The 13,317-nt window shown below is 74.4% G+C and carries 12 protein-coding genes and 1 riboswitch; of the genes, 6 read left to right on the top strand and 6 right to left on the bottom strand.

The annotated features are described in order from the left end of the window. Nucleotides 1–14 precede the first annotated feature (14 nt). The gene (locus OOT42_RS07430; protein WP_273654238.1) at nucleotides 15–836 is read right to left on the bottom strand and encodes a nitroreductase family protein; all 822 of its coding nucleotides are present in this window, start codon (nucleotides 834–836) and stop codon (nucleotides 15–17) included. 175 nt (nucleotides 837–1,011) lie between these two features. Further along, nucleotides 1,012–1,122: riboswitch (SAM riboswitch) on the top strand. 76 nt (nucleotides 1,123–1,198) lie between these two features. Between OOT42_RS07430 and OOT42_RS07425 the strand changes: the two genes are divergently transcribed. From OOT42_RS07425 to OOT42_RS07405, 5 genes are all read left to right on the top strand, one after another. Further along, complete coding sequence (locus OOT42_RS07425) at nucleotides 1,199–2,266, top strand: ABC transporter permease (protein WP_273654237.1); 1,068 nt, start codon at nucleotides 1,199–1,201, stop codon at nucleotides 2,264–2,266. Then, nucleotides 2,263–3,255: an ABC transporter permease gene (locus OOT42_RS07420; RefSeq protein WP_273654236.1), complete on the top strand. Its 993-nt coding sequence runs from the start codon at nucleotides 2,263–2,265 to the stop codon at nucleotides 3,253–3,255. Before OOT42_RS07425 ends, OOT42_RS07420 begins: the two co-directional genes overlap by 4 nt. Next, nucleotides 3,252–5,003, top strand: a complete 1,752-nt coding sequence (locus tag OOT42_RS07415; RefSeq protein ID WP_273654235.1) for a dipeptide ABC transporter ATP-binding protein — start codon at nucleotides 3,252–3,254, stop codon at nucleotides 5,001–5,003. Before OOT42_RS07420 ends, OOT42_RS07415 begins: the two co-directional genes overlap by 4 nt. A 74-nt stretch (nucleotides 5,004–5,077) precedes the next feature. After that, nucleotides 5,078–6,718, top strand: a complete 1,641-nt coding sequence (locus tag OOT42_RS07410; RefSeq protein WP_273654234.1) for an ABC transporter substrate-binding protein — start codon at nucleotides 5,078–5,080, stop codon at nucleotides 6,716–6,718. A gap of 247 nt (nucleotides 6,719–6,965) precedes the next feature. Next, complete coding sequence (locus OOT42_RS07405; RefSeq protein WP_273654233.1) at nucleotides 6,966–8,024, top strand: IS110 family transposase; 1,059 nt, start codon at nucleotides 6,966–6,968, stop codon at nucleotides 8,022–8,024. Between the two features lie 126 nt (nucleotides 8,025–8,150). Here the strand turns inward: OOT42_RS07405 and proB are convergent, their stop codons facing one another. From proB to OOT42_RS07380, 5 genes are all read right to left on the bottom strand, one after another. After that, entirely contained in the window at nucleotides 8,151–9,305 is a 1,155-nt protein-coding gene (gene proB / locus OOT42_RS07400; protein ID WP_273654232.1) for a glutamate 5-kinase, read from the bottom strand. A 195-nt stretch (nucleotides 9,306–9,500) separates the two neighbouring features. Continuing rightward, on the bottom strand, nucleotides 9,501–11,021 hold the full coding sequence (obgE, locus tag OOT42_RS07395) for a GTPase ObgE (protein ID WP_273654231.1): 1,521 nt from the start codon (nucleotides 11,019–11,021) through the stop codon (nucleotides 9,501–9,503). Nucleotides 11,022–11,129: 108 nt separating this feature from the next. Beyond that, nucleotides 11,130–11,387, bottom strand: a complete 258-nt coding sequence (gene rpmA, locus OOT42_RS07390) for a 50S ribosomal protein L27 (RefSeq protein ID WP_168677922.1) — start codon at nucleotides 11,385–11,387, stop codon at nucleotides 11,130–11,132. A gap of 65 nt (nucleotides 11,388–11,452) precedes the next feature. Further along, a complete protein-coding gene (rplU, locus tag OOT42_RS07385) occupies nucleotides 11,453–11,761 on the bottom strand; it encodes a 50S ribosomal protein L21 (protein ID WP_174768669.1) in 309 nt (102 codons plus the stop codon). Nucleotides 11,762–12,015: 254 nt separating this feature from the next. After that, complete coding sequence (locus OOT42_RS07380) at nucleotides 12,016–12,582, bottom strand: TetR/AcrR family transcriptional regulator C-terminal domain-containing protein (RefSeq protein ID WP_273654230.1); 567 nt, start codon at nucleotides 12,580–12,582, stop codon at nucleotides 12,016–12,018. A 97-nt stretch (nucleotides 12,583–12,679) separates the two neighbouring features. Between OOT42_RS07380 and OOT42_RS07375 the strand changes: the two genes are divergently transcribed. Next, nucleotides 12,680–13,297, top strand: a complete 618-nt coding sequence (locus tag OOT42_RS07375) for an NAD(P)H-dependent oxidoreductase (protein ID WP_273654229.1) — start codon at nucleotides 12,680–12,682, stop codon at nucleotides 13,295–13,297. Nucleotides 13,298–13,317: the final 20 nt, after the last annotated feature.

Below are 13,317 nucleotides of genomic sequence, written 5' to 3'. Positions count from 1 at the left end.
GGCGGGCGCGCGGGTCAACGCAGAGGGAAGCCGCGGTCGTGCAGGTGCTCGCGCAGCCGGTCGCGGCCGTTGAGCGCGTGCGGGCCGGACAGCCGGGCGAGCAGCCGCTCGACCCACGAGTGCGCGAGGCCCTCGTCGGCGTAGAACGCGCCGATACGGCGCTCGTAGTCCTCGACCGCGTCGTGCGCCGACTCGTCGTAGACCTCGTGGTGCAGCACGGCCGACTGCGGGAGCCGTGGCTTGACGCGCGTCGCCTCGGCCGGGTCGGGGTGCCCGACGACGAGCCCGAACGCGGGGAACGCGTGCGCCGGGAGCCGGAGCAGCGACGACACCTCGGTCGGGTAGTTGCGCAGCGCGCCGATGTAGACGGTGCCGAGCCCGAGCGACTCGGCGGCGAGCGCCGCGTTCTGCGCGGCGAGCGCGGCGTCGACGAAGCCGACGACGGCCGTCTCGAGGTACTCGGCCCCGGCGGTGGGTGCCTCGTGCCGGGCGGCGACGGCGTGCGCGCGGGCGAGGTCGACGAGCCACACGAGCAGGACGGGCGCCTGCGTGACGTGGCCCTGCCCGCCGGCGAGCTCCGCGAGGCGCGCGCGGGTGCAGGCGTCGCGGACGGCGACCACGCTCCACAGCTGGAGGTTCGAGCTCGTGGCGGCGGACTGCGCGGCGGCGACGAGCGTCGCGATCGTCGCGTCGTCCACGTCGTCGGGCAGGTAGCGCCGGACGGACCGGTGCGCGAGCTGCTGCTCGACGACGGGCGAGGTGCGCAGGCCGACGGGCGGCGGGGCGGCGTACCGCTGGTGCGCGAGGCGTGCAGCGTCGCGGACGTCGATGCTCAAGGTGCCTCCTCGGTCGGTGCGGGGCTGCGCGCAGGGTCGGCGCGGGTCGGCCGGCAGTCAACGCCCCTGCCCTGTCGTCTCAGGCGGCGGGACGATCGTGAGACGCCCTGTCCGGATCGTGGGACACGCGCGCCGGACCGTTGACCGTCCCCGGTCGCGTTCCTAACTTCCCGCCGGTCACGAGACCCGACGACAAGCCCTGGCTGGTCGGGCAGCAACCCTCCGGACGTGGCGGGGTGCTCCAGGTGAGGACCCGGCACGGCCCCCCGTCGTGCAAGCACGGACGACCGAACGCGCGCACCGTCCCGCGCACCGAAGGAGCACCCCATGACGCCCGCGCCCCACGCCCTGGCGGTGACGCCGTGACGCGGTACCTCGCCCGCCGGCTCGGCCTCGCCGTGCTCGTGCTGTGGGCCGCGTACACCGTGTCGTTCGTCGTGCTGTACGCGCTGCCCGGCGACCCGGTGTCGCTCATGTACGGGGGCGAGTCCACCGACGTGACGCCCGAGCAGCTCGACGCGCTGCGCGCCGAGTACGGGCTCGACCAGCCGCTGCCCGTGCAGTACGTGTCGCAGCTGCTCGACGGGCTCCGCGGCGACCTCGGCACGTCGGTCGTGAGCAAGCAGCCGGTCACGACGCTCCTGGCGCAGGCGATCCCGCCCACCGCCGCGATCGCGGGCGCCGCGCTGCTGCTCGCGGTCGTCGGCGGCGGGACGCTCGCGGTCGTCGCGACCGCGACCCGCAACCGCGCGCTCGCGGGGTTCCTGCTGTCGCTGCCGCCGCTCGGCGTCGCGATCCCGTCGTTCTGGTTCGGCCTGACGCTCGTGCAGTGGTTCTCGTTCCAGCTGCCGATCTTCCCGGCGCTCGGCAACCAGGGGTTCGCGTCGATCGTGCTGCCCGCGGTCACCCTGGCCTTGCCGACGTCGGCGATCATCGCGCAGCTGTTGTCGCGCAGCCTCCTGCACACCCTGCGCGAGCCGTACGTCGACACCGCGGTCGCCAAGGGCGCAGGCCGGGTGCGCGTGCACCTGCGCCACGCGCTCCGCAACGCGGCCCTGCCGGCGCTGACGGCCACCGGGCTCGTCGTCGGCGGGCTGCTGTCCGGGGCGGTCGTCACGGAGACGGTGTTCTCCCGGGCCGGTCTGGGGCGGCTCACCGCGACGTCGGTCGCGGCGCAGGACATCCCCGTCGTGCAGGGCGTCGTGCTCGTCGCCGCGACCGTGTACGTGCTGACCAACCTGCTCGTCGACGTGGTCTACCCGCTGCTCGACCCGCGCATCGTGACGGCCGGCCGCGCGGCGGGCGTCACCCCCGAGCCCGACGACGCGGGTCGCCCGGCGCGCCCGGCCGCCGACGAGCACGACGCGCGACCGCCGACCACCGCGCCGGCAGAGCATGCCGACGCGGTCCCTGCCGGAGGTGCGCGATGAGCACGATCGACAGCCTCACGGGCTCCGGCTCGTCGCGCCCGGACGGGTTCGTGCCCACCGCGCTCGACCCCGACACGCGCGCGGACGACTTCACGGCGACGGCCGCCGACCGGTTCGCCGACGCGGTCCGCGAGCACGACGACGAGCTCACCCACCGCGGCCCGTGGCGGTCCCGCCTCGAGGACCTCGTCCGCCGGCCGGGCCTGGTGCTCGCGCTCCTGTGGTCGCTCGCGGTCGTCGTCGCGGCCTTCGCACCGTCGCTCCTCGCACCCGGTGACCCGCTCGTCGGGGTGCCGGCCGACAAGCTGCAGCCGCCGTCGGCCGCGCACTGGTTCGGCACCGACCAGCTCGGCCGCGACCTCTACACGCGCGTCGTGCACGGCACCCAGCTCACCCTGCGCGCCGCGCTCGTGGCGGTGCTCGTCGGGCTCGTCGTCGGCGCGCTCGTCGGGCTCGTCGCGGGGTTCGTCGGCGGTCTCGTCGACGACGTCGCCATGCGGGTCGTCGACGTGCTCCTGTCCATCCCCGCGCTGCTGCTCTCGCTCGCGCTCATCACGGTGCTCGGCTTCGGCTCGGTGAACGTCGCGATCGCCGTCGGCATCGCGAACGTCGCGGCGGTCTCGCGCATCATGCGGTCCGAGGTGCTGCGCGTGCGGACGTCCGGCTTCGTCGAGGCGTCGCAGGCGGGCGGCAGCCGCTGGTGGACCGTCCTGTTCGGCCACGTCCTGCCCAACTCCGTCGGACCCGTCGTCGTGCTGGCCGCCCTCGAGCTCGGCGGCGCGGTCCTCGCGGTGTCGTCGCTGTCGTTCCTCGGCTACGGCGAGCCGCCGCCCGCCCCCGAGTGGGGCTCGCTCGTCGCGGGAGGCCGCGACTTCCTGCGCACGTCGTGGTGGCTGACGACGCTCCCCGGTCTCGTCATCGTCGCGACCGTGCTCGCCGCGGGACGCCTCTCCCGCGCGCTCGACGGCGACCCCGGGAGGACCCGATGACCGCCACGACCCCTGCCCCGCGCACCGCGGACGCACCCGCCGCCGAGCGCCTGCTCACGGTCCGCGACCTCGCCGTCTCCTACCGCACCCGCCGCGGCGACGTGCACGCCGTGCGCGGCGTCTCGCTGCACGTCGACGCGGGCGAGACCGTCGCCGTCGTCGGCGAGTCCGGCTCGGGCAAGTCGACGACCGCCGCGGCCGTCGTCCGGCTGCTCGCGCCTGCCGCGCGCATCACGTCCGGCACGATCGACCTGCTCGGCCACGACCTCGCGACCGCGTCGCCACACGTGCTGCGCACCGTCCGCGGCGCGCTCGTCGGCCTCGTCCCCCAGGACCCCACGGTGTCGCTCAACCCCGTCGCGCGGGTCGGCGACCAGGTCGCCGAGGCGCTCGTCGTGCACGGCCTCGCTGACCGGCGGGGCGCCGCCCGTGAGGCCGTCGAGGCGCTGCGCCGCACGGGCCTCCCCGAGCCCGAGCTGCGCGCACGGCAGTACCCGCACGAGCTCTCGGGCGGCATGCGCCAGCGCGTGCTCATCGCGATCGCGCTCGTCGCGAAGCCGCGCCTGCTCGTCGCCGACGAGCCCACGAGCGCGCTCGACGTCACCGTGCAGCGCCGGATCCTCGACCACCTCGACGACCTCACGGCGGCGACCGGCACGGGCGTCCTGCTCATCACGCACGACCTCGGCGTCGCCGCCGACCGGGCGGACCGGATCGTCGTCATGTCCCGCGGCCGGGTCGTCGAGGCGGGGACGCCCGACGAGGTCCTCGGCTCGCCGCGCGAGGCGTACACGCGCGCGCTGCTCGCGGCCGCGCCGTCGCTGCGGGGTGCGCGTCGGGCCGCGACGGGCCCGCCCGCGACCGTCCGTCCTGCGGCCGTCCCGCCGGCGCCAGCCTCCGCGGAGCGCGTCACCGCGCCGGCCGGGGCGCCCCCACCACCCGCGCTCGACGTCCGCGGGCTCGTCAGGGACTTCCCGCTGCCGCGGGCCGGTCGCGCAGGCTCCGGTGTCCTGCGGGCCGTCGACGACGTGTCGTTCGCGGTCCCGCGCGGCCGCACGCTCGCGCTCGTCGGCGAGTCCGGGTCCGGCAAGTCGACGACCGCCCGCCTCGCGCTGCGCCTCACCGAGCCGACGGCCGGCACCGTGCACGTCGACGGCACCGACGTGACGCGCGTCCGCGGCGCCCAGCTCCGGGCACTGCGGCGTCGGCTCCAGGTCGTGCAGCAGAACCCGTACGCGTCCCTCGACCCGCGCTGGACCGTCGAGCGGATCGTCACCGAGCCGCTGCGCGCCTTCCGGGTCGGAGACCGCCGCGAGCGCGCGGACCGTGCGGCCGAGCTGCTCGACCTCGTCGCCCTCCCCGCGTCGGCGCTGCACCGCCACCCGGCCGAGCTGTCCGGCGGGCAGCGGCAGCGCGTCGCGATCGCCCGGGCGCTGTCCGTGCGCCCCGACATCGTCGTGCTCGACGAGCCGGTCTCCGCGCTCGACGTGTCCGTCCAGGCGCAGATCCTCGACCTCCTCGCCGACCTGCAGCGGGACCTGGCCGTCTCCTACCTGTTCATCTCGCACGACCTCGCCGTCGTCCGGCAGGTCGCGCACGAGGTCGTCGTGCTGCGGCACGGGCGGGTGGTCGAGCAGGGCGACGTCGAGTCGGTGTTCGCGCGCCCCTCGCACCCGTACACGACCGAGCTGCTCGAGGCGATCCCCGGCACGTCCGTGCGCGCCGTGCACCGAGGAGGTGAGCGATGACCGCCTGTTGTCCCGGCCGTCGCCGCCCCCGGCGCTGACCGCGCCCCCGCCCCGCAGCACCCTGGAGATACCCCATGTCGCAGTCCCCGTCCCCTGCCCGCGCACGCGTCCTGCGCGTCGCGGCCCTCGCCCTCACGCTGGGCCTCGCGCTGACCGCGTGCAGCTCCGGCTCCCCCGAGGGCACCGAGCCGTCCACGTCCGCGTCGAGCGGTCCCGTCGACGGCGGCGACCTCGTGTTCGCGATCGGCAACGACCCCATCTCGCTCAACCCGTCCGGCACCGGCTCGGGCAACGACACGCTCTACGTGACGCGCCAGCTCGTGGACTCCCTGCTGTGGCAGGACCCGTCCGACGGGTCCCTGGAGCCGTGGCTCGCGACCGGGTGGTCGTCGAGCGACGACGCGACCGAGCACACCTTCACCCTGCGCGACGACGTGACGTTCTCGGACGGCACGCCGTTCACGGCCGAGTCCGTCAAGGCGACGTTCGACGACATCGTCGCCGCGGGAGCCAAGAGCAGCGCGGCGCCGTCGTTCGTCGGGTACACGGGCACGACCGTCGTCGACGAGCACACCGTGACCGTCGCGTTCGGCACGCCCAACGCCGCGTTCCCGCAGGCCGTGAGCACGGTCGCGCTCGGCATCGTGGCGGCGTCGACCATCGCCGTGCCGTTCGACGACCGCGCGGACGGCTCGGCCGTCGTCGGCACCGGGCCGTTCGTGCTCGACCACTACACGAAGGACACCGAGACGGTCCTCGAGGCCCGGGACGACTACGCGTGGGCGCCTGAGGCGCGCACCGACGCCGGTGCCCCCCACGTCGACTCCGTGACGTTCCAGGTCGCACCCGAGGCCAGCGTCCGCACGGGCTCGCTCACGTCGGGACAGGTCCAGGTCATCGGCGGCGTCCAGCCGACCGACATCGCGACACTCGAGCAGTCGGGCTTCCCGCTCGTCCACCGCGCCAACCCCGGCATCACGTTCGGCCTCACGTTCAACGGTGCGTCCCCGCTGGGCAGCGACCCGGTGGTCCGGGAGGCGATCGGCCTCGCGATCGACCCGACCGAGGTCCGCGACACCGCGCTCACGGACGGGTTCGCCGTCGCCACGAGCGTGCTCGCGAGCACGACGCCGGGCGTCGCCGACGTGAGCGAGCACCTCGACTCCGACCCGGCGAAGGCCGCCGAGGTCCTCGAGGACGCCGGCTGGGAGAAGGGCGCCGACGGCATCTACGCGAAGGACGGCGTGCGCCTCGCGCCGACGCTCGTCTGGATCACGAACTTCTCGCCGAACCAGACGTCCGTCGAGCTGCTCCAGGCCGAGCTCAAGGCGGTCGGCATCGACGTCACGCTCTGGTCGGGGGCCGTGCCTGACTTCCAGGCCAAGCTCAAGTCCGGCGAGTTCGACCTCGTGTGGGGCAACCTGTCCCGCGCCGACGGCGACGTGCTGCGCACGCAGTACTCCACCGCGGCGACGAACTACTACCGGATCGACGACCCCGAGCTCGAGGGCCTGCTCCAGGAGCAGCTCGCGACGAGCGACCCGGCGGCGCGTGACGCGGTCCTCGCGGAGGCGCAGGAGCGGCTCGCGTCGCAGCACTGGGTCCTGCCCGTGCACGAGCTGACGACGTACCTCGGCCTGTCGCCCGACGTGCACGGCGTCGAGCTCGGCGCCGACTCGCGGCTCGACCAGCTCACGACCGCCTGGCTCGACTGACTGTGAGGATCTCGACGCAGCCTTGATGGGTGCGGTGGGCTGTGGCTCGGTGACTGCGCGTGTGACCCTTCGTCTGACTGGTCTCGTGCCTTGGAGCGGACTTGTCCGCGTGTGGTTGCCGGCCCCGGCCCGACCGGAGTTGCTGGCCTGATCAGGAGCTTGACCGCACCGTTGCAGCGGTGCGTGTCCCGTCACAGTCCTGCCGTCTCCGACCGGACCGGAACCTACGTTCCCCCGGTTCAAGGAGATGAACGCGATGCCCAGTCTTGCCGAACTCGTCGACGTCGTCATCGGGGTCGACACTCACAAGCACACGCACACCGCCGCGGTCGTGGCCGCGACCACCGGTGGGGTGTTGGCCGAGGTCACGGTCGCGACCGACCCGGCCGGCTACGACCAGCTGCTGCGGTGGGCTGGCGGCCACGGTGGCGCGCGGGTGTGGGCGTTGGAAGGCGCCGGGGGCTATGGCGCTGGCCTGGCCCGCCACCTGTGCGCCGCTGGTGAGCAGGTCATCGAGCTCGACCGGCCGGCTCGTGCGGCGCGTCGCCATGGCGCGAAGTCCGACTCGTTGGACGCGGCCCGCGCGGCCCGGGAGGCGTTGGGGCGCCAGCACCTGGCACAGGTCAAGACCGACGGGCCGCGCGCCCAGCTGGCCGCGTTGATGGCCGCGCGTCGCTCCGCGGTCGAGGCCGCCACGCTCGCGCAACGTCAGCTGCACGCGCTGGTGGTCGCCGCCCCGGAGGTCCTGCGGGCGGCATTCCGCGGCCGGTCGACGGCAACGATGACCACGACCGCCGCACGGCTGCGCGCACGGCCCGCCTGGGACGGCCACACCGCGACGACCGCCACGGTGCTGCGCGCCCTGGCCCGACGCGTGATCACGCTGCAAGCCGAGGCCCGCGGGCACGAACAGGCCATGGCCGTGATCGTGCGGGCCTGGCGCCCGGACCTGCTCGAGGCGCCCGGCGTCGGGGTGATCGTCGCCGCCCAGGTCCTGACCAGCTGGTCCCACCCGGGCCGGATCCGATCCGAGGCCGCGTTCGCGATGCTCGCCGGCACCGCACCCATCCCCGCCTCCTCCGGGCTGCGCACCCGCCACCGCCTCAACCGGACCGGTGACCGCCAGCTCAACCGCGCCCTGCACGTCATCGCCCTGTCCCGCACCCGCTACCACCAGCCCACACGCGACTACATCGAACGCCGCCGCGCGCAGGGCAAGACCGACCGCGAGATCCGCCGCTGCCTCAAGCGCTACATCGCCCGCGACCTGTTTCGACAGCTCGAACACGGCCCACAACCGGCTTGACGATCCATAGGAGCGTCCGGGCGGCGCGACGACACGCGGGGCGCGAGCGGCCATGACGGCGCTCCCGCCCCGCGCGTCGTCACGAAGGGGCGTCGCGCGGACGGTGCGTGGTGGTGCGCGGCGCGCTCAGCGCTCGGCCGCCACCCGCCGACGCTTGACGAGGACCAGGTCGTCACGGTGCACGAGCTCGCGGTCGTAGCCCGGACCGAGGTCGTCCCGCAGGTCCGACGTCGTGCGACCCAGCAGGTCGGGCACCTCGTCCGACGCGTACGCGACGAGCCCACGCGCGACGACGGTCCCGTCCGGCCCGACGATCTCGACGGGGTCGCCCGCGTCGAACGTGCCCTCGACACCGGTGACGCCGGCCGGCAGCAACGACGTGTGCCGCTCGACGACCGCCCGCACCGCACCCTCGTCGAGCACGAGCCGCCCGCGCGTGCGCGCCGCGTGCGCGAGCCACAGCAGCCGGATCGACGACCGTCGCCCGGTCGCGGCGAACCACGTCCCGACGTCCTCGCCGGACAAGGCGGCCCGCGCCTGCACCGCTGACGTCAGCACCACCGGGATGCCGGAGTGCGTCGCGATCGCGACCGACTCGAGCTTGGTCACCATGCCGCCGGTGCCGACCGCACTCCCCCGCGACGACACGTCGACGCCGTCCAGGTCCCGCGGTCCGGAGACGTGCGTGAGGCGCCGCGACCCCGGCCGCGACGGCGGTCCCGTGTACAGCGCGTCGACGTCGGTGAGCAGCACGAGCGCGTCCGCGTGCACCAGGTGGGACACGAGCGCCGCGAGCCGGTCGTTGTCGCCGAACCGGATCTCGTCCGTCGCGACCGCATCGTTCTCGTTGATGATCGGCACCACGCCGAGGTCGAGGAGCCGGGTCAGCGACCGGTGCGCGTTGCGGTAGTGCCCGCGCCGCACGGTGTCCTCGGCGGTCAGCAGCACCTGCCCGACGCGCAGCCCGTGGTCCGCGAACGCCTTCGTGTAGTGCGCGACGAGCAGACCCTGCCCGACCGACGCGGCGGCCTGCTGCGTCGCGAGATCCCGGGGCCGCGCCGACAACCCGAGCGGACCGATGGCCGCCGCGATGGCCCCCGACGACACGAGCACGACCTGCCCGCCGGCGTTGCGCCGCTCGGCCAGCACGTCGACGAGCGCACGCAGCCGCTCGGGGTCGAGGCGCCCGTCCGGGCTCGTGAGCGACGACGACCCCACCTTGACGACCACCCGCGCGGCGGCGGGCAGCTGCTGACGGTCGTGCAGGGGTGCGGCGCTCACGCCCGCATTCTGCCCCCGCCGCCCCGGATCACCGCGGACGCATCCGCGCGCCGGACGCCGCCCGCGCCGGGGTGGGCGCGAACACGCCGCTGCGGGTCACGCGTCGTCCCTCGTACGGGTCCGTCCGGACGCCGTGCTCACGCTCGGCGCCAGTCCGCGTCCGGGTCCGTCCGGACGCCGGGCTCGCGCTCGGCGTCAGTCCGCGTCCGGGTCCGTCCAGACGCCGTGCTCGCGCTCGGACCACAGCTCGTCACGGGCCGCGGTCTTGGCGTCCATGCGCTCGCGGTACTCCTGCCGCTTCTCGCCACGGGTCGGGCGCGACCGGTCCTCGAGGCGCACGTCCGAGCCGCGCGGGCCGCCGAGCAGCTCGGCGCCGGTCATGAGCGTCGGCTCCCAGTCGAAGACGACCGCGTTGGTGTCCGGACCGATGCGCACCTCGTCCCCGGCGACCGCGCCGGCCGAGTACAGCGCGTCCTCGACGCCGAGCCGGGCGAGCCGGTCGGCGAGGTAGCCGACGGCCTCGTCGTTGGAGAAGTCCGTCTGCCGGACCCACCGCTCGGGCTTCTCGCCGCGCACCGCGAACCAGACGGCGCCGCCGCCCTCGCGCCGCGTCACCGTGAAACCCGAGTCGTCGACGGCCTTGGGCCGGAGCACGACGCGCGTGGCCTCCGGCTGCGGGGCCTCGCGACGGGCCTGCTCGACGCGCTCGGCGAGCGCGAACGTGAGCGGCCGCAGGCCCTCGTGGCTCGCGGTCGAGATCTCGAACACGGGCAGCCCGCGCGCCTCGAGCTCGGGCTTGACCATGTCAGCGAGGTCGCGCGCCTCGGGCACGTCGACCTTGTTGAGCACGACGATGCGCGGGCGCTCCGCGAGCGGGACGCGCCCGCCCTCGATCCCGAGGTCACCGGCGTACGCGGCGAGCTCGGCCTCGATGACGTCGAGGTCGGAGATGGGGTCGCGGTCCGGCTCGAGCGTCGCGCAGTCGAGGACGTGCACGATCACGGCGCAGCGCTCGATGTGCCGGAGGAACTCCAGGCCGAGCCCGCGGCCCTGCGACGCGCCGGGGATGAGCCCGGGCACGTCGGCGACGGTGTAGCGGGAGGACCCGGCCTGCACGACGCCGAGGTTCGGCACGAGCGTGGTGAACGGGTAGTCGGCGATCTTGGGCCGCGCGGCAGAGATCGCCGCGACGAGGCTCGACTTGCCCGCCGACGGGTACCCGACGAGCGCCACGTCGGCGATCGTCTTGAGCTCGAGGACGACGTCGAGGGTCTCACCGGGCTCGCCGAGCAGCGCGAAGCCCGGGGCCTTGCGCCGCTGCGAGGCGAGGGCGGCGTTGCCGAGCCCGCCGCGCCCGCCGGCCGCGACGACGAAGCGGGCGCCGAGACCGACGAGGTCCGCGAGCACCTCGCCGTCCGTGCCCTTGACGACCGTGCCGTCGGGCACGCCGAGCACGAGGTCCTGCCCGGTCGAGCCGGACCGGTGGTCGCCCATGCCCTGCGTCCCCGAGGGGGCGTGCCGGTGCGGCAGGTGGTGGAACTCGAGCAGCGTCGTGACCTGGGGGTCGACCTCCAGGATCACCGAGCCGCCGTTGCCGCCGTTGCCCCCGTCGGGGCCGGCGAGCGGCTTGAACTTCTCACGGTGGATGGACGCACACCCGTGCCCACCGTCACCGCCGGTCGCGTGCAGCACGACCCGGTCGACGAACGTCGCCACGGCTGTCCTCCTGTCCGGCCCCGGACCTCACGGGGCGCTCTCGTGATCGTCACACGACGAAGGGGCGCACCGCACCGGTGCGCCCCTTCGTCGACTGCTGAGTGGTCGTCAGGCCTCGACGGCCACGATGTCGATGACCTTGCGGCCACGACGCGTGCCGAACGTGACGGCACCCGGGGCCAGCGCGAAGAGCGTGTCGTCGCCGCCACGGCCCACGTTGTTGCCGGGGTGGAAGTGGGTGCCGCGCTGGCGGACGATGATCTCGCCGGCCTTGACGACCTGGCCACCGAAGCGCTTGACGCCGAGGCGCTGCGCGTTGGAGTCGCGACCGTTGCGCGAGGAGCTCGCGCCCTTCTTGTGTGCCATGACGAACCTGCTCTCTAGCTGCTGCGAAAGTCGGGGTCCGCGGCGTCAGTGCGCCGCGGGGAAGCTCACTTGATGCCGGTGACCTTGATGCGGGTCAGCTGCTGGCGGTGACCCTGGCGCTTGCGGTAGCCGGTCTTGTTCTTGTACTTGAGGATGTCGATCTTCGGGCCCTTCTCGTCCCGCACGACCTCCGCCGTCACCTTCACCTTGGCCAGGGCCGCGGCGTCCGTGGTGACCTTCTCGCCGTCCACGAGGAGCAGCGCGGGCAGCTCGACGGTGGAGCCGGCCTGCGCGGCGAGGCGGTCGACGACGACGACGTCGCCCACCGCGACCTTCTCCTGGCGGCCGCCAGCCTTCACGATCGCGTACACCACGTTGCTGCTCATCTCTGCTCGTCGAACTGCTCGGTCAAAAGTCTGCCGGTGCCTGCCTGCGCCCGCGCACGTCCCGCAGCGTCCGGAGGCCCGGTGCAAGGGGAGTCGCGTCGACGCCGTTGCGGCGGCACACATGACCAGCGCGCACACGACGCGCCGACGTTCTAGGGTACGGACCGCGTGAGCCAGGGTCAAACCGCCGCGGGGGGCGACGCTGGTCACACCGCCACCCGCACCGCCACTCGCACCGCCGCTCACACCGCCGCGGCGGCGAGCCTCGCCTCGAGCCCGCCGACGACGAGGTCCACGCCGAAGGTGAAGCGCGCGTCAGAGTCGTCGTCGCCCGCCGGACGCGCCTGCTCCTCGACGGCGAATCCGACGACGTACGCCAGCAGCGTCGACCACGCACGGGTCGCGTCCTCGACGGAGAACCCCGCCCCGACGAGGATCGAGAGCGGGAGCTCGACCCACCCGCGCAGGCGTTCGTCGGTCACGTACGTGCCGCTGAACACGCGTGCGCCGTCGCGGCGGCTCAGGAGCGCCGCACGGAACCGGTCGGCCGAGACGCGCACGCAGTCCTGCCAGGGCTCCCCGACGAGGTCCCGGATCTCGGGCTCGGCCGCGACGATGAGGTCCCGCAGCATCGTGGTGGCCATCTCGTCGAGCAGCGCGGCCTTGCTCGGGACGTGCCAGTACAGCGCCGCCACCTGGACACCGAGGTCGCCGGCGAGCCGGCGCAGCGTGAGGCCGTCGAGGCCGACCTCGTCGAGGAGGTCGAGCGCGCGACGGACGATCCGCTCGCGGTCGAGCCGCTGCGCCATCCCACCTCCCGCGTCCGGCGACGTCCCACCTTGACAACTGAACAGCGTTCACCGCAACCTGAACACCGTTCAATTGAACACTGTTCAGGAGGCCATGGTGCGCACCACGATCGTCGTCAACCACCCCTACGAGGGCAGCTTCTGCCACGCGCTCGCCCACGCCGCCGAGCGCGGCGCCCGGCGCGCGGGTCACGAGACCGATCTCGTCGACCTCGACGCGCTCGGGTTCGACCCCGTGATGCGCCGTGCCGACCTCGCCGCCTGGCGCGAGCATCGCACGCTCGACCCGCAGGTCCGCGACCTCCAGGACCGCATCGACGCCACCGACCACCTCGTCCTCGTGCACCCGGTCTGGTGGGAGACCGCGCCCGCCGTGATGAAGGGGTTCTACGACAAGGTGCTCGTGCCGGGCTGGGCCTACGACGACGGCGTCCTCGGGCTGCCCCGCGGCCGGTTCGCGCGCCTGCGCCGCGTCACCGTGGCGACGACCATGGCCACGCCCGGACCGGCGTACCGGTGGGTGTTCGGCAACACCGCGCACAAGGCGTCGGTCCGCGGGGTCTGGCAGAAGATGGGCGTCCCCGCGCGCTGGCTCAGCCATCCCCGGGTCGCCGAGGTCTCCCCCGCCCGACGGGACGGGTGGCTCGCGCGCATCGAGGCACGGGCCGCCGACGTCCGCCTGCCGCACGTCCGCGGGGTCGCCGTCGCGTCCTGACGAGCACGCCGCGGCCGGAC

Source organism: Cellulomonas fimi (assembly GCF_028583725.1).
Lineage (GTDB): Bacteria > Actinomycetota > Actinomycetes > Actinomycetales > Cellulomonadaceae > Cellulomonas > Cellulomonas fimi_B.
The sequence above is the reverse complement of the archived record's forward strand: the minus strand, read 5'-3'. Positions and strand labels throughout refer to the sequence as shown.